This window comes from Capnocytophaga sp. H2931 (assembly GCF_002302535.1).
In the GTDB taxonomy this organism is placed as follows: Bacteria; Bacteroidota; Bacteroidia; order Flavobacteriales; family Flavobacteriaceae; genus Capnocytophaga; species Capnocytophaga canis.
Window position 1 is genome coordinate 711724 of sequence record NZ_CP022381.1, and the last position, 22455, is coordinate 734178.

Sequence of the window (22455 nt, forward strand, 5' to 3'; positions counted from 1 at the left end):
TATCTCCTTATAATCTTTATATTCTTCTAATCTTTCTATTTTTCTATTCCTTCTTTCTCCTATTTATAACTACGTTGTGCTAATTTTATATCTTTAAACTCTAATTCTTCTTTATGCATAATTTCCTCGCTTGGATTGTAGGTACATTTCACCTCATTAGGGTTCCCTGTGTATTCCCAAGCCGCTACATAAGCATAATTTTCGTCATCGCGAAGTGCTTCACCGTCAGGAGTTTGATACTCTTCACGGAAATGTCCTCCACACGATTCGTTTCGCTCCAAAGCATCTTTGGCAAAAAGCTCTCCAAGTTCCAAGAAATCAGCTACACGACCTGCTTTTTCAAGCTCGGTATTCATTCCTGTAAGTTCTCCAGTAACTTTTACGTTTTTCCAAAAGTCTTCACGAATTTCGCGAATTTCCTGAATAGCTTCTCTAAGCCCTTGTGCGTTACGTGCCATTCCCACTTTATCCCACATCACTTTTCCAAGTTTTTTGTGGTAATAATCTACTGAATTCGTTCCTTTATTATTGATGAAAAATGCCAAACGCTCTTTTACAACACGCTCTGCTTCAATAAATTCAGGCAAATCGGTGGAGATTTTCCCTGTACGAATATCTGCTGCTAAATAATCGCCTATTGTATAAGGAAGAACAAAATATCCGTCCGCCAAACCTTGCATCAAAGCAGAAGCTCCCAATCGGTTCGCCCCATGGTCGGAGAAGTTCGCTTCACCAATACAGTAACAACCCGGAATTGTAGTCATTAAATTGTAATCTACCCAAATTCCACCCATTGTGTAGTGTGTTGCAGGGTAAATCATCATTGGCGTTTTATACGGATTTTCATCAACGATTTTTTCATACATTTGGAAAAGGTTTCCGTATTTTGCTTCAATAATTTTTTCTCCCCGTTTTATAATTTCTTCTTTGGAAGGATTTTCGATTCCGTGGATTTTACATTGTTCCTTTCCGTAACGCTCAATAGCAGAAGAGAAGTCCAAATACACAGCCTCGCCTGTTGCATTCACTCCGTAACCTGCATCGCAACGCTCTTTAGCAGCACGTGAAGCGATATCACGCGGAGCCAAGTTTCCGAAAGCAGGATAACGTCTTTCCAAGTAATAATCACGGTCTTGCTCTGCAATTTCAGTTGGTTTTTTACGTCCTTCACGGATAGCATACACATCATCCATATTTTTAGGCACCCAAATACGTCCGTCGTTACGAAGCGATTCAGACATCAATGTCAATTTTGATTGATAATCTCCCGAACGTGGAATACAAGTTGGGTGGATTTGCGTAAAACAAGGATTCGCGAAGAATGCTCCTCTTTTGTGAGTCTTCCAAGCTGCCGTTCCGTTACAGCCCATGGCGTTGGTAGAAAGGAAATATACGTTTCCGTAACCTCCCGTTGCAATTACCACAGCATGAGCTGAATGGCGTTCTACTTCACCTGTAACCAAATCACGAGCAATAATTCCACGAGCCTTGCCGTCAACTACCACAACATCCAACATTTCATGGCGATTGTACATATCAATTTTTCCACGAGCTATTTGTCGGTTCATTGCTGAATATGCTCCAAGCAAAAGCTGTTGTCCTGTCTGTCCCTTTGCATAGAAAGTACGGGAAACTTGCGTCCCTCCAAACGAACGGTTGTCCAACAATCCTCCATAATCACGAGCCAACGGAACTCCTTGAGCCACACATTGGTCGATGATATTTCCTGAAACCTCAGCCAAACGGTATACGTTAGCTTCGCGAGCACGGAAGTCACCCCCTTTTACCGTATCATAAAAAAGTCGGTAGTTAGAGTCTCCGTCACCCATATAGTTTTTCGCAGCGTTGATACCTCCTTGTGCAGCGATAGAGTGAGCACGACGTGGCGAATCTTGATAAGCAAACGCCTTAACATTATAACCTAATTCAGCCAATGTAGCTGCAGCAGAACCTCCTGCAAGCCCCGTTCCTACAACAATAATATCAATATTACGTTTATTTGCAGGGTTTACCAAATTGATTTTATTTTTATGTTTTGTCCACTTCTCCGCGATAGGACCTTCTGGAATTTTTGAATCTAATTTCTTCATAGTTATTTCCCTAATAAATGATTAAAATAATGGAACAAAGCAACGAAAACAAATCCGCCACAAATCACCAAAGAATAGATGCTACCTAATTTGCTGATGATTTTTTTGCGTTTATCATCTTTCCAACCCATTGATTGGAATGATGATTGGAATCCGTGAATCAAGTGTAGGTACAAGAAAACAAAACTTAACACGTACACCGCCACGCGAATAGGATTACTCATAGCTACGATAAGGTCAGTATAGTAGCGGAAACCTCCGTCGGCTGCCAAGCCTGACATATCTCCGTTTACATACTTCACGGTCATTTCGTGTACCCAAAAATCTTTCAAGTGAAATAACAAAAATAGGAGGATACACGCACCACTGATAATCATATTACGTGACATCCAAGTGGAGTTTGCCGCTCCGTTGTAACGGGCATAAGCGTTAGCTCCACGGGCTTTGCGATTTTGGATTTCCAAAACAAAACCCATCACGAAGTGGAAAATAACTCCCAACATCAGAATGGGTTGCATCACGCCTTGAACCAAGGGATTGGTTCCCATAAAATGTGATAAATCGTTGAACAAACTGGCACTAAAAACCGAAGTAAAGTTCACCGCCAAGTGTATCACCAAAAAGACAATCAGGAAAAGTGCCGACAGAGCCATCGCCACCTTTCGAGCAATAGATGTTTTAAATAGTGCTGCCATTATTAACTGTTAATTATTTGTTTATAGTTTTTTAAAATTGAATACAAATTTACGTATTTAACAGTTAATCTACAACTAAAAAACTTTACAAAACCTAATTTATAACGATTTTAAAAAAAGATACTACCCTATTTTACAGATTCTCAATACGAAATAAAAATTAGAGACTAATTCTTCTATTAAATTTCTTTACTTAAACTCTATCAGCACTAAAAAAGTTAAGAAATAAAAAGTAAAGCTAAATAATACACCTATATTTATTAATGCTCTTAAGACAATTTTATTTAAATCAATATAAATGTGGGAGAAAAAAGTAAAAAAAATATGACAGAAATCATGTTTTATTCTTCTTTTTTTTCATAAATTTGACGCATGTAATCATAAAAATTAACACCATATGCTAAAACAATTATTAACCACACTTATGCTGACATTTTTAGCTTTACCACTAATGGCACAAGTGAAAGTGACAGGAAAAGTTACCGACGAAAATAATAGTCCACTGCCAGGTGCGACTGTCATTATTAAAGGTTCTGCTAAGGGAGTCGCTACGGATTTCAATGGAAACTACGAAATTGAAGCTCAGGTAGGTAATGAACTTGAGTTCAGTTTTATGGGTTTCCAAACACAGACTAAAAAAGTTATGGGGGGGGGTAAAACACTGATTATCAATGTTTTGCTTAGAGAAGACGCCGAACAACTTGAAGATGTGGTTGTTGTAGGATACGGAACTCAGCGTAAAGAAAGTCTAACAGGAGCTATGCAAACCTTAAAGCAGGAAAAACTGACAGACATAACTTCTCCCACGATTGAGAACATGATTAGCGGAAAGGTTTCGGGAGTGTTCGTTGCTCCAGGTTCAGGTCGTCCAGGGGAAACGGGGGCTATTATCATTCGTGGAAAATCAACCATCAACGGAAGTACCGCCCCTCTTTGGGTTGTTGATGGCGTTATTATGGGAACAGGTGCGAACATTGTAAACCCTGCGGACATCGAAACGATGTCCATTTTAAAAGATGCTGCTTCCACCGCCATTTATGGTTCACAAGGAGCTAATGGGGTAATTCTCGTTACTACCAAAAAGGCTGTTACAGGAGAATTAAAAACACAAATATCTATTAAACAAGGACTTACTTCTCTAAACAACGGAAATTTACAGGTAATGAATGGAGCTGAGCTATATGATTACTTTCAATCATTTTCCAATGCTTCAACCATAAGTGCACCTCGCTGGAATCTAGAGCTTCGCAATAGCAATTTTGACTGGTGGGAAGAAGCAACTCGTGCGGGATTTGTTCGTGATTACACCGCATCAATTAGTGGAGGTTCGGACATGCTTCGTTCTTATTTTTCCGTAGGTTTTTACAGTGAACAGGGAGCGGTAAAAGGCTATGAATATGACAAATACGACTTCCGATTGAAAACGGACTATACTCCTGTGAAATGGTTGACCATCAAACCAAATGTTACTGGTAGTTTTAGACAATCCGATGACAAACAGCATTCTGTAGGAGCAATGTATTCAAATTTGCCTTGGGATAGTCCGTATGATGAAGAAGGAAACCTTGTTCCGCATCGTTCTCCTCGATGGTTTAACAGCAACTCAACGAACTATTTGTACGATTTACAATGGAATCACAGCAAAGGAAGTTCCTTCCAAGGAATGGGAGGCTTGGATTTCACAATCCGATTCTATGATTGGCTTACATTCTCTTCTATCAACAACTACCGCCTGTCCACATATCACTCAAACTCTTACAGTGACCCTCGCTCCTCTGCGGGAGAAAGTGTAAAAGGTCGTTTGTATGAATATCAAAGTAATGTCATAAATCGATATACCAGCCAGATTTTGAATTTCAACAAATCTTTTGATAATCATTCATTTGACGCAACTTTGGTGTATGAATATAAAGATTATTGGGGAAAAGTTATCTCCGCACAAGGGGTTGGATTCATCCCTGGATTTGAAGTATTGGACGTTGTTACCAAACCTGAAAGCACGAAAGGTAGCTTAACTGAATCTGCTACACAATCGCTTATCTCTAAATTTGTTTACAATTACGCCAGCCGATACATATTGGAGGGTTCTCTACGCCGTGATGGGGCTTCTAACTTTGGAGCGAACGCACGATATGGAAATTTCTTCTCAGTAAGTGGAAGTTGGAACGTTCACAACGAAGAATGGTTTACTCCTGAATGGGTTAATAGTCTGAAACTTAGAGCTTCATATGGTTCTGTTGGTATTCAACCCAACGTTTTGTATGGGCAGTATGATTTATACGCTGTTTCTACGGGAGCTAGCTACAATCAAATTTCAGGAGCTTTAATCTCCCAAAAAGGAAATAAAGATTTGACTTGGGAAACTACCTACACCACAGGATTGGGTTTCGATGCAACTTTGTTCGATAGGGTTTCACTTACCGTTGATTTCTACGATAAAGCTATCAGTAATTTATTGTATCCTGTACCTGTTTCGGGTGTTACAGGAGTTACCAGCGTTTGGCGTAACGTAGGTGAACTGTCCAACAAAGGAATCGAAATCACCTTAGGGGCTTCCATCATCAAAAATGAAGACATTCATTGGGAAGTCGATTTAAACTTCGGTAAAAACACCAATGAAATCAAAAACTTATATGGCGACCGAAAAGAAATCATTGTGTCGGATGGAGCAGGAATAGCAGGTTCTGCAAACAAAATATTAAAACCAGGGTACGATAGCGATACTTTCTACATGCGAGAATGGGCGGGAGTAGACAAAGAAACGGGAGCTCCTTTGTGGTACAAGTCCGTAACTGATGCCAATGGAAACGTAACACGTGAAGTAACAAAAAAATATTCCGAAGCCAACCAAGTGGATGTCGGAAAAGCAACCCCTGACTTCTTTGGAGGTTTCGGAACGGCTTTCACGTATAAAAATTTCGACCTCAGAGCTAATTTCGGATTTGCTTACGGTGGAAAAATATATAATTATTCACGAACTGAATATGACTCTGATGGGGCTTATACCGACCGAAATCAAATGAAATTAATGAGCGGGTGGTCACGTTGGCAAAAACCTGGTGATGATGCAACGCACCCAAAAGCTACCTACGAAAACAAAAGTAATTCAAACAAAGTGTCTTCTCGATTCTTGGAAGATGGCAGTTACTTGAAACTTCGCTCATTATCAATAGGATACAATTTGGATTTATCTGAATATAAACTCCCTAAACTGAGATTGTCTATTTCAGGAGAAAACTTGTTTACCATAACGAACTATTCAGGTGTTGATCCTGAAATTCCTACAAGAAACGGAGCTATCATAAATTCATCAGGGCCTTCGGTGTATCCTTCAACACGTAAATTTATTTTTGGAATAACCGCTAATTTTTAATTTTTGAAATCATGAAAAATATCGTATACATTTTAACAATTTCCATCGTTCTTTTATCCTCTTGCGATATAGAAAGATTTCCGCACGGACAAATGGCGGCAGAAAAAATAACATCAGACCCCGATGGTTCTCTGGACGGATTACTTAACGGATGTTACGCTCAGATGAAAGGTTGGGCGGACGTTATGCATCGATGTGGTGAATATGCAGGTGATAATATGATGATTCGAGGAAGCTCAACCGATGCTTTTTATGAATTCATCTCGTACTCCCGCACTCCCAATAATTATCGCTTACAATCATTTTGGGATAGTGGATACAAGGTAATTGCTCAAACATCCAATATCATCAGCCTTTTCCCTGAGGATAAAGCCTCTAACGAAACCAAAACAAAATTAGGAGAATGTTACTTTCTTAGAGGGATGATGTATTTCTATCTATGTAGAGCATATGGACGCCCCTATGCACAATCACCTGAAACTAATTTGGGAGTGCCTATCGTTAATGGAACACCTGAAGATTTGGTAAACACAACACTGCCTGACCGATCTACTGTTAAGGAAACATATGACCAAGCTATCAAAGACTTGCTAAAAGCAGAGCAATTGATTAGCCGTAATAGAGGCAATGCATATGCTTCAAGAGAGGCTGCTCAAGCCCTTTTATCAAGAATATATCTTTATATGTCCGGTACATATGAAGCACCGAATACCAATTACGCTCAATTGGCTGTTGAGTATGCTGACAAGGTTATCAATTCTAATAAATATGTACTTCTTGACAGACAAAACTTCATGAAGTATAACACCTTTGTCCCTGAAAGTAATAAAGAATCCATATTCGTAGTTAAGAGGGTAGCTTCAGAGTTTTCAGGTTACGACCACTATTATGGTGTTGGTGGTATGTATGCTAACATCGGTGGTATGGGCTGGGGAGAAATGTATGCCAGTGCCAAATACATTGATTTACTGAATGAAACGGGACGTAATGACTGGAGTAACAACATCATCGTTGATGCAAGAGCCAGTTTTATTGAACCTCAATACACCAAACCTTCTGTTACCGTAAACGGTGTTAACTACCACCAAAAAGTATTCCGCTTTATCGCAAAACTTAAGGATAAAAACGGCAAACAAACAGGTTATAGATACATTCAAGCTCCGGTTGCTTACAACTATGAAAGCAACCAGTTGGAATTAACTTCAGGAGTTCCAACCTGCACGATAAAAGCAGGGGATGTAGACACAACTTACCCCCTTACTGGTGTAAACATTGCTCAAGGCATATACACTATCAGTTATGAAGGAGATGTTTATGAAGGAGTCATTGACAACCTAATGAGATTAAATCGTGCTTATCCGATGTTTTACATTGTAAAATGCTCTCGTGAGGGAGAGGACAGCCACTTGCATTCTCCTGTGATTTCTCGTTTAGGAGAAATCTATTTGAACAAAGCTGAGGCTCTAGCTAAACTTGGACGCTATGGAGAAGCTCTTACGAACTTGAATATCATCAGAGAACGTTCAATCATAGGAGGTGGTTACGCTTCTTTGGACGCTTCTAATGCAGCGGAACGCATTGATAAAGAACGACAACTGGAGTTAGCTTTCCAAGCAGAACGCAGTTATGATGTATTCAGAAATGGAAAATCTCTTACTCGCCATTATCCAGGCCCTCATAGTGCCATGGAAGATATTTCGGCTAATGATTACAGAGTAGTGTATTATATACCACAAACGGCTATAAATTCATATAAAGGAAAACTTACTCAAAATCCAACCAAATAGAAAAAATGGAAAGAGGCGGTCTAAAATTAGACTGCCTCTTTTATTATAAATTTATCTCACCCTAACTTTTTATTAAAAGCTGGAGAGCATGATACCTACCCCAATTGTATTTTGTTTGTGGTTATATTCGATGAGCGAATCTCCATAGCCTGTGGATACCTGAGCAAAAAGTCGTAATCCTCCTTTACCAACAGAATGTACATAAGTCAACTCGCCAAATCCTCTATTGTTTTTGAAGTTCAGATTGTTACGTGTTAAAAATAGAATTTGATGTCTTTTAGCCATGTAAAACACATTTAATTCAGCTCTTCCTACATAATCAATTATATCGGGATTATCATTATCATTTTTCTTTTCACTCATACGTCGCCAAAATCGGGTTATAAACATAAAATCTCCCCATTCGAAAGCATTCATTAAAATAATTCGATTCCAACTTCGGGAATAGAGATGTTCCTTTCCATTAGACTGGTGATTTAAAGAAAGTCCCGTCAAACGCCATTTAAAGCCTCCCGCGGATAAGTTCAAAGGAATTAAATACATGACCTCGGGTTCGTAATTTAATTCCCGAAACGGACGGGACAATTCTCCATTATAAACCTGCCAATATGCCTGTTGTGTGAAAGCTACCCAAATATCTCCTTTGGAACCTAAAAAATCCTGCCAAACTTTGGTTTTCAAACTTACTTGAAATTTCGTTTCTACATTCTGAAAATCCCGATATGGCGGATTTCCCCTAAGTGGATTGGTATTTTGTGGTTGCCGATTCATTCTATCTGTCCAACGAAAAGGTATCAAATAAATTGGTCGATATTCCGATGGTCTAAAAATACCTTGTTGGTCTTTATCGTCAATTTCAAACATTTTCGATAACGCACTCCCATATCGGTTGTATTCAATCTTTTCAATAATAGGCAGTATCGTATCCAAACGATGTTGATGATTCACCTCTTGCGATATAGCCATTTGACTAATAATCAATGATAATACTAAAGCTAAATTACTAATTTTTGTATTCAAAATGTTTCTTACATATTTTACAGAAGCTAAACAAGTTTATGTCTGAAAAATGAAACTTTTAACTAAAAAAGTTATTTTCAGAACCAAAAGATATTTTGCTTCCAATAGTTAGACAATTTGTGTTTAAGTACATAAACTTTAATCCATAGAGATTACCTAAAATCCTTTACATCAAAGCTTTCCCCAATATTTAACAAATGTAATTTCCTATTTTCTGCTGCAAATTTATCTATTGACGCTTGACGATCGATTTTGATAACATCAAAAGTATCATAATGCACTCCAAGGGTATGGATAGCATCTACGAATTTGGCCGCTGTTAAAGCATCTCGGACTCCCATTGTATAATTATTCCCTATTGGAAGAACCGCTAAATTTACTTTATATTGGCTTGGAATAATGGTCATATCCAAATGTAGTGCTGTATCTCCTGAAATATAGACTGTTAAGCCTTCATAGTTAATCAAAAAACCTGCGGGATTTCCTCCATACTTACCGTCAGAAAACGAAGACGAATGTACAGCTTTTGTCATTTTTATTTTCACAGTTCCATTCTCAAATCGGTATGAACCTCCAATATTCATTTCGTGTCCGTCCAAACCTAAAGATCTGTAGTGAGCCAGTATCTCTGGATTGGTAATCAGTTTTGCTCCCGTTCTTTTAGCAATAAATTCGGCATCCAAAATATGATCCTGATGTGCGTGTGTAAGTAGAATATAATCTGCTTTAACATCGGAAATATCAATATGTTTAGCTAAAGGATTGGCCGAAATAAAAGGGTCAACCAAGAAGAACTTGCCGTTAATCTCAATATTGACACAAGCATGTCCTAAATAAGTTACTTTCATAATATATCTTTTTTTGGGTAGAGTTACACAAGGTATGATACTCAAATCCATCCAAAATTGATGTAGAAAAACACAATTTCAAAAGCTTTTATATGGTTTTCAAACTTTTTTGAAAAACAACAAGTTTTCCTCACCGCTCGGCGTATCCGATGTCTCAAAAGTGTGTTGTTTCCTTCAATATCAGTAGTGTATTTTTTACCTACTTTATGTGTATATTCTTGAAAAACAGACGCAAAAGCTTCCCAATTATCTGTACAAATCTCATCAAAACTAACACCCAATTTCTTCAATTTCTCACGAAGTTTTTGGGCTGTTTTTATGTTTCGTTTGCCCCATACCCACGCTACAATTTCCTTTGTTTCAGCAGAATAAGCATAAATCAACCACTTTTTGTTTTTCTTTTTTCCTACAAAAGTCCAAAGTTCATCAACTTGTAACGATTTGTATTTGTTTTGTTTGGGTTTGATTTCTCGATTGAAATTTACCAAAACCGAAAGTACTTTTTTGATGCTAACTTTTTCAATTTCAGCAATATCACGAATACCTACATTTCTTGCCAAAAGCAAGAGAATTTTCGCAGCAATATGCGAAGCCCAACCTTTGTAGGTCAGATTATGATCGCCGATAAATTGGCGTTTACAGGTTTTGCAAAGATAGTTTTGTTTTTTGTTCTTTTTATTCCCATTTTTGACTATCTTTGTGCTTTGACAATTGGGGCAATGGAGTGTAATTGTTATTAGCATTCAACAAAAATACAACTTTATTCCCTGATTGTCAAATTTTTATACCATCATACTTTTTAAAACACGACCTTTTTTTGAATGTTTTACTTGAATCTCACTAAGTCTAATCGTTATTTATATGTACGATTTTTCCTGTATCAATACTTCGTTGTAATAGAATTTCAAATAATTCGGTTAGCTCTTCGGAACCTTTTTCCACCGCTGCCCCTACAATATTTCGTACCTTTTCGGCACTCACTTTGGCCTCCCTCCAACTTTTACCTGAAGTGTGGGCATTCAGTATAAAAGGTATAATTCTATCCACTGCCGAAGCAAAAATTGCATCAGCAGATTCTCCTGACTCGAATTCTTCCCACAAAGCTAAAAATTCGGCACTCAAAGGCTCTCCCAATATCCCAAAAATACGCTTTGCTGATGCCAATTCACGTTCGTACTTTCCAACCATCGCCTTTTCATCGTAGACAAAGGTGTCTCCAGCATCAATTTCTACTATGTCGTGAATAGAAAGCATTTTCATAACACGAAACAAGTCGATTTGCTCCTTATTCTTGGCATACGGATACATTATTTGAGCCAAAACCATCACTTGCCATGAATGTTCTGCCGAGTTTTCTCTACGTGTATCGTCTAAATTATAATTGCGACGCTGTACGTTTTTGAGTTTATCTAAGGTTAGTATAAATTCAAGTTCTTTTGCTAATTCCATTTCTTGATAATCTATATTTTTTATGGTATTTCATCTATTCTTTTCACAACCAACGCCTTGTTTTTTGACAATAATCCTCATATGATTTGCCAAAGATTCTTTTTAAAACCACTTCCTCAGGAATAATCTGAAAATAGGTAATGTATGCTACAAACCCTGCAACTCCAAACCATGAAAGACAATTTCCAAAATAAAAAACCAATCCTACCAATCCAAATGCCATTCCTAAGTACATCGGATTTCGACTAAATCTATAAATTCCTGTACTAACCATTCGACTACTTTTTTCAGGCGTTGTAGGATTAACCGTTGTTTTTAATCTTCTAAATTCCCAAACTCCCATCAGTGCAACTACTATTCCCGAAATAATAAAAATAGTAGATAACCAAATGGATTTCACTTCATAAAAAGGAAAAACAAAAGGAATGGAGATAATTACTCCCGAAAAAATAGAAAGAACAACGATAGGAGGAATTTTTAAATCTAACATAATTTTGAAATGTGTCTCTTGGTTGTAGTTCCTTTATCGAATAATTACTTAAGACGATGAAATATAAACATTTAACTTCGGAGCAAAGGTATGAAATAAAAGTGTATTTAAAATACGGAAAAGCTAAAAAATTATTAACGAGTTAATTAGGTTTACATCTCAGTAGCATTACTTAAAATGAAAGCACCAAACAAAAAGGATTTTTTGATTATGTTCTTTATTTTTTGCATATCTTTGCTAACGTGGAGCGTAACTTTCAAAAAAAATGTACTTTCTTTTCTTGTACATTTAGATTTGCAATTTACATGAAATTGAAGACAAAAATAATGAATTTTATACCAATAAAATGAATATGGTCACAATAGAAGACATAATCAAGTTAGAAATATCAAAAGAGGATGTTATATTGTGTATTGAAAAAACAAAAAAGCACGAGTTTATTAACAATCTCAGATACAGACATAAAAATGTTCAGTTTGATTGCAAATTGCGTGGATATATTGGAGAATTAGCGATTGCAAAATGGTTTGCAAATAATGATATCACTTTAAGCTCCACGAATTATTTGGAAGATGGGGAAAACATAGATATTGATTTTTTGGTAAAGGGTAAAAATATAGAGTTAAAAACGTCTCTTATCCCCGACGCAGACAAAAACCTCGCTACTACCATTTCCAAAAGAGACATAAAGCTTATTAAAAGAGGGAATGATAGCATAGAGCAACTACGAGGTGATATTCATATGCAAATTTATTTTTCCCATAAAACAAAAGAACGCGACAACTGGCTAAAAACCCAAGACATCAACCTGCATAATGATTCTGAATATCTCTATAATAAATTCCAGGCAGATCAATATTTAAACACAACCTTTTTTGTAGCATGGATTGATAAGCCTTCCTTGATAACAAAAATAAATTCAATTCCAATTAGTCAAAGATACTGGAGTTTCCGTTATTCGCAGCGATTTTTTTGGAATTGTAAACTTAATGTGAGTCGTAAACCCATTGAACTAATATCTTATATTAATAATCTCTAAGTTTATGTAAATTCCTTTCTATAAAAACATTTGATGCTCAACTAAATTTACACAAACAAGTTCTCTAAAGTTCAATAGCAAACGAACAAAACCTTAGTTCTAAATTCCAAAACACGAAAGTTAACACGTTGAAAATAAAAACCTTAATTCTTTATAAAATGAATAAGCAAGATAATATAATCATCTACGGAGTCCAATACCCAAATCCCGATAGTGTGCATTGGGAAGCAGAAGAATGCATCGACTTTCGTCTTTCCAGCATAGAGTACAGAACATTACTTCAAGGTTATCCTCCTGATTGGGACTGTCGCTATGCACCTTTCCAATTTCAAGATTGGCTATACATAACACGTTCAGGATTTTGGCTAAAAAAAATCAAATACGAAAAGCAAGAGGATGGTTTTTATCATCTTTCTCGACATCTTACGTCTGAAAAAGGACGAGGACATAATTTACTGCTTGAAATCTTTTGTAATGGATACTTTAAACCTTCATTATTTGAAGTCGTACAAAGAGCGGGCATATTAAATCGTCTGTAACTTTATGATTAGTTACAACAATATCAACATGGATAACATGCGAGAAATCGTTGCAAATTGCTTTCAATTTTCCGTAACTTTGTGATTAGTTACAACAAAGAAGTGCTTATTACTATCCTTGCCATAGTTGTAAATTGCTTTCAATTTTCCGTAACTTTGTGATTAGTTACAACGATATAGAAACGGAACTTTATAGACTTCGTGTTGTAAAATCCTTTCAAAATCTGTAACTTTGTGATTAGTTACAACTTGGAAACTTTAAAGTACTGCCTTTTTTGGGTTGTAAAATCCTTTCAAAATCTGTAACTTTGTGATTAGTTACAACTAAACAACTTTCTAAATTGCTTTTGACTGTGTTGTAAAATCCTTTCAAAATCTGTAACTTTGTGATTAGTTACAACTGCGAGAAAATTGCCGTAGATAGCGATGTGGTTGTAAATTGCTTTCAATTTTCCGTAACTTTGTGATTGGTTACAACTCTTCTATTTCGTTTTTTCTGTTTGTATTTGTTGTAAATTGCTTTCAATTTTCCGTAACTTTGTGATTAGTTACAACATCACACATCTCTATTAAACTTTCTCTTTCGTTGCAAATTGCTTTCAATTTTCCGTAACTTTGTGATTAGTTACAACATTGGCATTAGGCGTATAGCTTACTGCCTAGTTGCAAATTGCTTTCAATTTTCCGTAACTTTGTGATTAGTTACAACACAGCAGTAGCCGTGTTGCATTTTCTGCGTGTTGCAAATTGCTTTCAATTTTCCGTAACTTTGTGATTAGTTACAACGTTTTTTTCCAAATACGGCACAGGCATTCGGTTGCAAATTGCTTTCAATTTTCCGTAACTTTGTGATTAGTTACAACAATGCAGAAATCATCATGGTGGGACTTGCGGTTGCAAATTGCTTTCAATTTTCCGTAACTTTATGATTAGTTACAACTCAACAAAGCCGACCGCCGTTTTGTACAGCGGTTGCAAATTGCTTTCAATTTTCCGTAACTTTGTGATTAGTTACAACCAGAAAAAAATTAAGCAGTATAACATAGATGTTGCAAATTGCTTTCAATTTTCCGTAACTTTGTGATTAGTTACAACAGCCCAAAAAGAATTGTTAAAGGCTCAGCGGTTGCAAATTGCTTTCAATTTTCCGTAACTTTGTGATTAGTTACAACAAAATGTACAAGACTTAAAAAAAGAAAACGGTTGCAAATTGCTTTCAATTTTCCGTAACTTTGTGATTAGTTACAACGTTTTTTTCCAAATACGGCACAGGCATTCGGTTGCAAATTGCTTTCAATTTTCCGTAACTTTGTGATTAGTTACAACAATGCAGAAATCATCATGGTGGGACTTGCGGTTGCAAATTGCTTTCAATTTTCCGTAACTTTATGATTAGTTACAACTCAACAAAGCCGACCGCCGTTTTGTACAGCGGTTGCAAATTGCTTTCAATTTTCCGTAACTTTGTGATTAGTTACAACTAAATATTTCGTATCGATTTGAAGGGCGGTGTTGCAAATTGCTTTCAATTTTCCGTAACTTTGTGATTAGTTACAACCTCAAAGCAGACGACCGCTCCAAACCCGATGTTGCAAATTGCTTTCAATTTTCCGTAACTTTGTGATTAGTTACAACACAAGACATTGACCGATGGCATAAGCAACGGTTGCAAATTACTTTCAATTTTCCGTAACTTTGTGATTAGTTACAACTTTCGGAAGAGGCAACACAGGGGCTCACAAGTTGCAAATTGCTTTCAATTTTCCGTAACTTTGTGATTAGTTACAACTTAATGTGTAAATCATTCGCAAAAGGGTTTGTTGCAAATTGCTTTCAATTTTCCGTAACTTTGTGATTAGTTACAACTGCCCCAACGGATGCTAAGCCCGTACCGTAGTTGCAAATTGCTTTCAATTTTCCGTAACTTTGTGATTAGTTACAACTCAGAAGACGTGAATACTTCTACGCTCGAAGTTGCAAATTGCTTTCAATTTTCCGTAACTTTGTGATTAGTTACAACTATCAGTTTTTTTCAACGGAGTATGTAGCCGTTGCAAATTGCTTTCAATTTTCCGTAACTTTGTGATTAGTTACAACTCAACAAAGCCGACCGCCGTTTTGTACAACGTTGCAAATTGCTTTCAATTTTCCGTAACTTTGTGATTAGTTACAACTATGGTATACTTTTTAGAAGTATACCATAAGTTGCAAATTGCTTTCAATTTTCCGTAACTTTGTGATTAGTTACAACTATGAAATAGCGGTACAATTAAAAGAAATAGTTGCAAATTGCTTTCAATTTTCCGTAACTTTGTGATTAGTTACAACAAACCTGCGGTGATAATGTCAATTCCTTCAGTTGCAAATTGCTTTCAATTTTCCGTAACTTTGTGATTAGTTACAACAAACCTGCGGTGATAATGTCAATTCCTTCAGTTGCAAATTGCTTTCAATTTTCCGTAACTTTGTGATTAGTTACAACATTTGATTGATGTTGCCGTCGGTGATGTGTGTTGCAAATTGCTTTCAATTTTCCGTAACTTTGTGATTAGTTACAACAGTTTTATGTAAAAGGAGATGATGGTTCTAGTTGCAAATTGCTTTCAATTTTCCGTAACTTTGTGATTAGTTACAACAAACCTGCGGTGATAATGTCAATTCCTTCAGTTGCAAATTGCTTTCAATTTTCCGTAACTTTGTGATTAGTTACAACACGATGAAGATAGTTACAATTTGTACATTGGTTGCAAATTGCTTTCAATTTTCCGTAACTTTGTGATTAGTTACAACTACCGTTTCTTTCTTTCGCTCCAATTCGATGTTGCAAATTGCTTTCAATTTTCCGTAACTTTGTGATTAGTTACAACATATCTGTTTTTCCATTGTCTAAACGCTTTGTTGCAAATTGCTTTCAATTTTCCGTAACTTTGTGATTAGTTACAACTATGCCCCAAGGTTGGAAGAAAACGTATCCGTTGCAAATTGCTTTCAATTTTCCGTAACTTTGTGATTAGTTACAACCGTGTCGTATTTGTCTAAAAGAGCTTGTGAGTTGCAAATTGCTTTCAATTTTCCGTAACTTTGTGATTAGTTACAACAAATATCCGCAATTGATTGACAGTTCGGGGGTTGCAAATTGCTTTCAATTTTCCGTAACTTTGTGATTAGTTACAACAAACAAAAATGTTTCATACATTTGCAGTGTGTTGCAAATTGCTTTCAATTTTCCGTAACTTTGTGATTAGTTACAACAAAGACATCGCCCGATGGCACAAGCAACGGGTTGCAAATTGCTTTCAATTTTCCGTAACTTTGTGATTAGTTACAACGTTGAAAAGAATAGACCTGTTGATGGTTTAGTTGCAAATTGCTTTCAATTTTCCGTAACTTTGTGATTAGTTACAACCGCAGTGTTGTATATATGCCGATGGTTGATGTTGCAAATTGCTTTCAATTTTCCGTAACTTTGTGATTAGTTACAACAAAAAGATGTTATTGAGCTTGCTACTTTTAGTTGCAAATTGCTTTCAATTTTCCGTAACTTTGTGATTAGTTACAACATCCCGATAGGCTGTTGCTTGAGATACTTTGTTGCAAATTGCTTTCAATTTTCCGTAACTTTGTGATTAGTTACAACAATTACGGATGGAACCTACAAAGGCTTTAAGTTGCAAATTGCTTTCAATTTTCCGTAACTTTGTGATTAGTTACAACAATGTGGTTTTGAAGAGCGTTAACATACTGGTTGCAAATTGCTTTCGACACTATCCCTCTAAGTGTGTAAGTTAAAAAGTTGGGGTTAAGTTTTTATAGTTTGAGTCTTTGTGCAAATATAAGCATAAATTGGTTTAAGACAATCCCCCAATTTTGGATAGGCATACTCCACTTTTTGGTAGCTTCTCTCAAAGCCAAGAAAACGGACTTTTGCACAGCTTCGTCTGTTGGGAAAGACAGCTTGTTTTTGGTGTATTTCCGAATCTTACCATTCAGATTCTCAATAAGATTGGTTGTGTAAATAATTTTTCTTATCTCTAACGGAAAATCGAAAAATACGGTCAATTCGTCCCAATTGTCATACCAAGATTTGATAGCATAGCCGTATTTTGACTCCCATTTTTGGGCAAAATCCTCCAAAGCAACCTTGGCAGCTTCCTTGTTAGGGGCAGTATAAATGTGTTTCATATCGGCTGTAAATTCTTTTCTGTCTTTGTAAACCACATACTTACAAGCATTCCTAATCTGATGTACCACACATATTTGCGTTTGTGATTGGGGAAAAACCGTGCGAATGGTTTGCGTAAATCCGTTTAAATTATCGGTGGCAGTAATGAGAATATCTTCCACTCCACGAGCCTTTAAATCAGTGAGAACGCTCATCCAAAAGGCGGAACTTTCATTCTTTCCGAGCCACATTCCTAAAACTTCCTTTTTTCCCTCTCGATTCAAGCCCACAGCAAGGTAAATGGTTTTGTTGACAACTTTTGAGTTCTCACGAACTTTAAAAACGATGCCGTCCATCCAAACAATCAGATACAGCTCGTCCAACGGGCGGTTCTGCCAAGCGACCATTTCATTGGTAACCGCATTGGTAATCCTTGATATTGTGGAAGTTGATACTTCAAAGCCGTACATTTCTTGGATTTGTTCTTCGATGTCGCTCACGCTCATTCCTTTGGCATAGAACGATACGATGATGTTTTCCAAACCATCGATAACGTTCTTGCGTTTAGGGACTAACATTGGGTTAAAACTACCGTCTCTATCCCTAGGAACTTGGATTTGTTCTTCGCCAAAGGAAGTTTTTATCTTCTTGGAAGTGTGTCCGTTACGATAATTTCCATCTTTAGTTTTGTCGTGTTTTTCGTTGTCCAAGTGAACCTCGAGTTCGGCATTGAGCATATGTTCCACCGCTTTTTTGTGGAGCTCTTTAAAGAAACCTGTCAAGTCCTCAGCAGTCTTAAATGACTTGTAAAATTCTTTGCTGTTGAGCAATTCTTCCTTGTTAATCATATCTGTTTAAATTATGGGTCAAAAATAGTTAAAAAGTTATTTCCGAAATTTTTTTTGAGCTTTTAAGGGCTCAAAAAATTTCAGAATAACTTTTCAACTTACACAGATTATGGGATACTCCTTTGCTTTCAATTTTCCGTAACTTTGTGATTAGTTACAACTCGCAAGGATTCTTCAATGTAGGGTTCTAAGTTGCAAATTGCTTTCAATTTTCCGTAACTTTGTGATTAGTTACAACACATATTCTACCATTATTATCACATTCTGTGTTGCAAATTGCTTTCAATTTTCCGTAACTTTGTGATTAGTTACAACTATCAGTTTTTTTCAACGGAGTATGTAGCCGTTGCAAATTGCTTTCAATTTTCCGTAACTTTGTGATTAGTTACAACACTATTTTGTGTCATTTGTTTTTTTTCCCTGTTGCAAATTGCTTTCAATTTTCCGTAACTTTGTGATTAGTTACAACACTATTTTGTGTCATTTGTTTTTTTTCCCTGTTGCAAATTGTTTTCAATTTTCCGTAACTTTGTGATTAGTTACAACCCGAAAGCATTAGGGTTAGCTCCGTAAAAGGTTGCAAATTGCTTTCAATTTTCCGTAACTTTGTGATTAGTTACAACCAACGAGGTTGGCTCAAAGGCGAAGCAAAAGTTGCAAATTGCTTTCAATTTTCCGTAACTTTGTGATTAGTTACAACCAAATGTCGTGTGTTTGCCAAGTTCAACGCGTTGCAAATTGCTTTCAATTTTCCGTAACTTTGTGATTAGTTACAACAGTACTTCATTTCTGTTCATTTTAAAATAAGTTGCAAATTGCTTTCAATTTTCCGTAACTTTGTGATTAGTTACAACTAGCGTGACGCGCGTGATCATCAATCAAATGTTGCAAATTGCTTTCAATTTTCCGTAACTTTGTGATTAGTTACAACATGTGGTTTTTGCCACAAAACTTGCCACAAGTTGCAAATTGCTTTCAATTTTCCGTAACTTTGTGATTAGTTACAACTAATATGAAATATTTAGACGCACTTAGATTGTTGCAAATTGCTTTCAATTTTCCGTAACTTTGTGATTAGTTACAACGGCAAACTTTTAGCATTGTTTATCTTCTCTGTTGCAAATTGCTTTCAATTTTCCGTAACTTTGTGATTAGTTACAACAATAGGAGCAGTCTGACCTGTAGCGGTCGTGTTGCAAATTGCTTTCAATTTTCCGTAACTTTGTGATTAGTTACAACCAACGAGGTTGGCTCAAAGGCGAAGCAAAAGTTGCAAATTGCTTTCAATTTTCCGTAACTTTGTGATTAGTTACAACCAAATGTCGTGTGTTTGCCAAGTTCAACGCGTTGCAAATTGCTTTCAATTTTCCGTAACTTTGTGATTAGTTACAACTAGCGTGACGCGCGTGATCATCAATCAAATGTTGCAAATTGCTTTCAATTTTCCGTAACTTTGTGATTAGTTACAACATGTGGTTTTTGCCACAAAACTTGCCACAAGTTGCAAATTGCTTTCAATTTTCCGTAACTTTGTGATTAGTTACAACTAATATGAAATATTTAGACGCACTTAGATTGTTGCAAATTGCTTTCAATTTTCCGTAACTTTGTGATTAGTTACAACGGCAAACTTTTAGCATTGTTTATCTTCTCTGTTGCAAATTGCTTTCAATTTTCCGTAACTTTGTGATTAGTTACAACAATAGGAGCAGTCTGACCTGTAGCGGTCGTGTTGCAAATTGCTTTCAATTTTCCGTAACTTTGTGATTAGTTACAACCTTTTAAATTAATTATGCGTTTTATTCGTAGTTGCAAATTGCTTTCAATTTTCCGTAACTTTGTGATTAGTTACAACAAATTGTCGATTTTATTTTTCAGAACTTTAGTTGCAAATTGCTTTCAATTTTCCGTAACTTTGTGATTAGTTACAACTATAATGGATAAAATGTTTGAGATACAGCGGTTGCAAATTGCTTTCAATTTTCCGTAACTTTGTGATTAGTTACAACCGCATCTATTTCGTCTGCATTTTCGCCATAGTTGCAAATTGCTTTCAATTTTCCGTAACTTTGTGATTAGTTACAACAAATTGTCGATTTTATTTTTCAGAACTTTAGTTGCAAATTGCTTTCAATTTTCCGTAACTTTGTGATTAGTTACAACCTAATTTTCTATAATGACCAAACTTTGCTGGTTGCAAATTGCTTTCAATTTTCCGTAACTTTGTGATTAGTTACAACTTTATATTTGCAGCTGTATCACAACTATCCGAAACTTTTAAAATAAAAGTTGCCTGAGAATGTCGTATATTTGAAAAATTCCCATTTTTTTTTCAATTATGGCACTCTTCAGGCGAAGCAAAAATACAAATAAACCCGTAATCAGACAAATTTTAGATCTCATTCCTGCGCATATTTTAAGAGCGGAAATCGCTAAACATCAGTCCGATAAGGGAAAGTCTACCTATAAAACTCGCGACCAATTGGTGGCACTAACTTTCGGACAGCTGAATAAATGCTATACGCTATCCGACATAAGTTGCGGATTATCAGTTAGTAGCACTTTCCTAAGCGATCTCCAACTCAAACAAAGTCCCGCAAAATCAACAATGAGTGATGGAAACAAAGTAAGACATTATGGAGTATTTAAAGATTTGTATTCTAGTCTTTTAAAGTATTACAAACACTCTTTAAAAGCCAAACATCAAAGTCATATCATCGATGAAATCCAAAACCACAAAATAAAAATCATTGACAGTACTACCATTAGCCTGTGTTTAAGCCTTTTCAACTGGGCAAAATATCGGACAGCTAAAGGCGGACTCAAAATTCACACCGTTTGGGACGATCAACTTGGATTGCCTGAAATGGTCAATATCACCGAAGCTAAAACACACGATAGCAAAGGATTACAACAAAATATCTATCCGAAAAACACCATCATTGTTGAGGATAGAGGCTATTTTGATTTTAGTTTGATGCTGGGCAGAATCCATTGCCAAAATACTTTTGTTACGCGAATTAAGTCCAACACGCTCTACCAAAGTCTCGAAGAACGAGACCTGCCTGATGAAAAAGACCACGACATCCTCAAAGATGAAATCATCGTTTTGACCTCAAAAAAGGCGGTAGAAAGTGGTATTGATCAAGAGAAATTGCGTTTGGTAAAGGTTTATAAGCAAGATGGCAACAAAACCATAGAAATCATCACCAATAATATGGATTGGACGGCGAGAACCATTGCGGATTTGTACAAAAAACGATGGGATATTGAGTTGTTTTTCAAGGCGATGAAGCAAAATTTACAGATAAAAACTTTTCTTGGAACGAGTGAAAATGCGGTGAAATCACAGATTTATGTATCTTTGATTTGCTATCTTCTGTTGGAGTTGATAAAGCGATTTTATAGCGATAAAAAGACGGCATTTAGTAATTTTTGCGAGAAAATAAGGGTGTGCCTTATGCATTATTTAACCTTGAATTATGTATGCAATGAGCTGAAACCGATTGTAAAAAAAGCAAAAAAACCACCTGAAAACACACTCTTTGACAGAGATAATTCCGCACAACAAACAAGTCTGCCCTTATAAATAAAGGGTTGACAAGGAATTTTATGAGTTTTCAAAAAACTTTCGGACGGCTGTGCAGCTGTATAATAAAAATTTGTTGCAAATTGCTTTCAATTTTCCGTAACTTTGTGATTAGTTACAACATAAGACCATTGAATTCTTGTGGAACAATAGTTGCAAATTGCTTTCAATTTTCCGTAACTTTGTGATTAGTTACAACGAAAATCATAGAATTATTTTCAGGGATCGGGTTGCAAATTGCTTTCAATTTTCCGTAACTTTGTGATTAGTTACAACGGTTTTCGCGTTTCCCCCGCCTTGCCTGCCGTTGTAAATTGCTTTCAATTTTCCGTAACTTTGTGATTAGTTACAACACTATACGCAAAATGCGAAAACATAAACGCGTTGTAAATTGCTTTCAATTTTCCGTAACTTTGTGATTAGTTACAACTCCCTCGCCAACACCTGCAACAGTAAATGAGTTGTAAATTGCTTTCAATTTTCCGTAACTTTGTGATTAGTTACAACTTATACTCCAAGTGGTTCA

Annotated in this window: 12 protein-coding genes and 3 CRISPR repeat arrays (1 of these 15 only partly in view); of the genes, 4 read left to right on the top strand and 8 right to left on the bottom strand. The window is 36.3% G+C overall.

Annotated elements, in window-relative coordinates:
- Positions 1–59: 59 nt before the first annotated feature.
- Together CGC52_RS02980 and CGC52_RS02985 are read right to left on the bottom strand one after the other, a co-directional pair.
- On the bottom strand, positions 60–2090 hold the full coding sequence (locus tag CGC52_RS02980; protein ID WP_042009164.1) for a fumarate reductase/succinate dehydrogenase flavoprotein subunit: 2031 nt from the start codon (positions 2088–2090) through the stop codon (positions 60–62).
- 2 nt (positions 2091–2092) lie between these two features.
- A complete protein-coding gene (locus CGC52_RS02985) occupies positions 2093–2785 on the bottom strand; it encodes a succinate dehydrogenase cytochrome b subunit (protein WP_095893397.1) in 693 nt (230 codons plus the stop codon).
- 397 nt (positions 2786–3182) lie between these two features.
- On the opposite strand from CGC52_RS02985, the gene CGC52_RS02990 reads away from it, so the two are divergent.
- Together CGC52_RS02990 and CGC52_RS02995 are read left to right on the top strand one after the other, a co-directional pair.
- On the top strand, positions 3183–6158 hold the full coding sequence (locus tag CGC52_RS02990) for a TonB-dependent receptor (protein ID WP_095893398.1): 2976 nt from the start codon (positions 3183–3185) through the stop codon (positions 6156–6158).
- 11 nt (positions 6159–6169) lie between these two features.
- Positions 6170–7945 (top strand): RagB/SusD family nutrient uptake outer membrane protein, encoded by a 1776-nt coding sequence (locus tag CGC52_RS02995; protein ID WP_095893399.1) that lies wholly within the window; start codon positions 6170–6172, stop codon positions 7943–7945.
- Positions 7946–8017: 72 nt separating this feature from the next.
- Here the strand turns inward: CGC52_RS02995 and CGC52_RS03000 are convergent, their stop codons facing one another.
- The 5 genes from CGC52_RS03000 to CGC52_RS03020 form a co-directional block, all read right to left on the bottom strand.
- Complete coding sequence (locus tag CGC52_RS03000; RefSeq protein ID WP_095893400.1) at positions 8018–8911, bottom strand: phospholipase A; 894 nt, start codon at positions 8909–8911, stop codon at positions 8018–8020.
- A gap of 206 nt (positions 8912–9117) precedes the next feature.
- Positions 9118–9813 carry a metal-dependent hydrolase gene (locus CGC52_RS03005; protein ID WP_095894431.1) on the bottom strand — a complete coding sequence of 232 codons (696 nt, stop codon included), beginning with the start codon at positions 9811–9813 and terminating at the stop codon, positions 9118–9120.
- Between the two features lie 41 nt (positions 9814–9854).
- Positions 9855–10556: an IS1 family transposase gene (locus tag CGC52_RS03010; RefSeq protein WP_095893401.1), complete on the bottom strand. Its 702-nt coding sequence runs from the start codon at positions 10554–10556 to the stop codon at positions 9855–9857.
- Positions 10557–10659: 103 nt separating this feature from the next.
- Positions 10660–11262, bottom strand: a complete 603-nt coding sequence (locus tag CGC52_RS03015) for an HD family hydrolase (RefSeq protein ID WP_042345088.1) — start codon at positions 11260–11262, stop codon at positions 10660–10662.
- Positions 11263–11305: 43 nt separating this feature from the next.
- Positions 11306–11752: an isoprenylcysteine carboxylmethyltransferase family protein gene (locus CGC52_RS03020; protein ID WP_042346737.1), complete on the bottom strand. Its 447-nt coding sequence runs from the start codon at positions 11750–11752 to the stop codon at positions 11306–11308.
- Positions 11753–12098: 346 nt separating this feature from the next.
- On the opposite strand from CGC52_RS03020, the gene CGC52_RS03025 reads away from it, so the two are divergent.
- On the top strand, positions 12099–12791 hold the full coding sequence (locus CGC52_RS03025; protein WP_042009176.1) for a hypothetical protein: 693 nt from the start codon (positions 12099–12101) through the stop codon (positions 12789–12791).
- Between the two features lie 532 nt (positions 12792–13323).
- Positions 13324–17044: a CRISPR direct-repeat array (repeat unit 32 nt; unit sequence GTTGCAAATTGCTTTCAATTTTCCGTAACTTT).
- Between the two features lie 93 nt (positions 17045–17137).
- On the opposite strand, the gene CGC52_RS03030 is transcribed toward CGC52_RS03025, so the two are convergent.
- Positions 17138–18340, bottom strand: a complete 1203-nt coding sequence (locus CGC52_RS03030) for an IS256 family transposase (RefSeq protein ID WP_095893403.1) — start codon at positions 18338–18340, stop codon at positions 17138–17140.
- Positions 18341–19763: 1423 nt separating this feature from the next.
- Positions 19764–20580: direct repeats of the CRISPR family, unit length 47 nt; unit sequence GTTGCAAATTGCTTTCAATTTTCCGTAACTTTGTGATTAGTTACAAC.
- Positions 20581–20678: 98 nt separating this feature from the next.
- Here CGC52_RS03030 and CGC52_RS03035 point away from each other — a divergent pair.
- Positions 20679–21929: an IS4 family transposase gene (locus CGC52_RS03035; RefSeq protein ID WP_095893404.1), complete on the top strand. Its 1251-nt coding sequence runs from the start codon at positions 20679–20681 to the stop codon at positions 21927–21929.
- Positions 21930–22004: 75 nt separating this feature from the next.
- Positions 22005–22455: direct repeats of the CRISPR family, unit length 47 nt; unit sequence GTTGTAAATTGCTTTCAATTTTCCGTAACTTTGTGATTAGTTACAAC; it runs 1598 nt beyond the window's last position.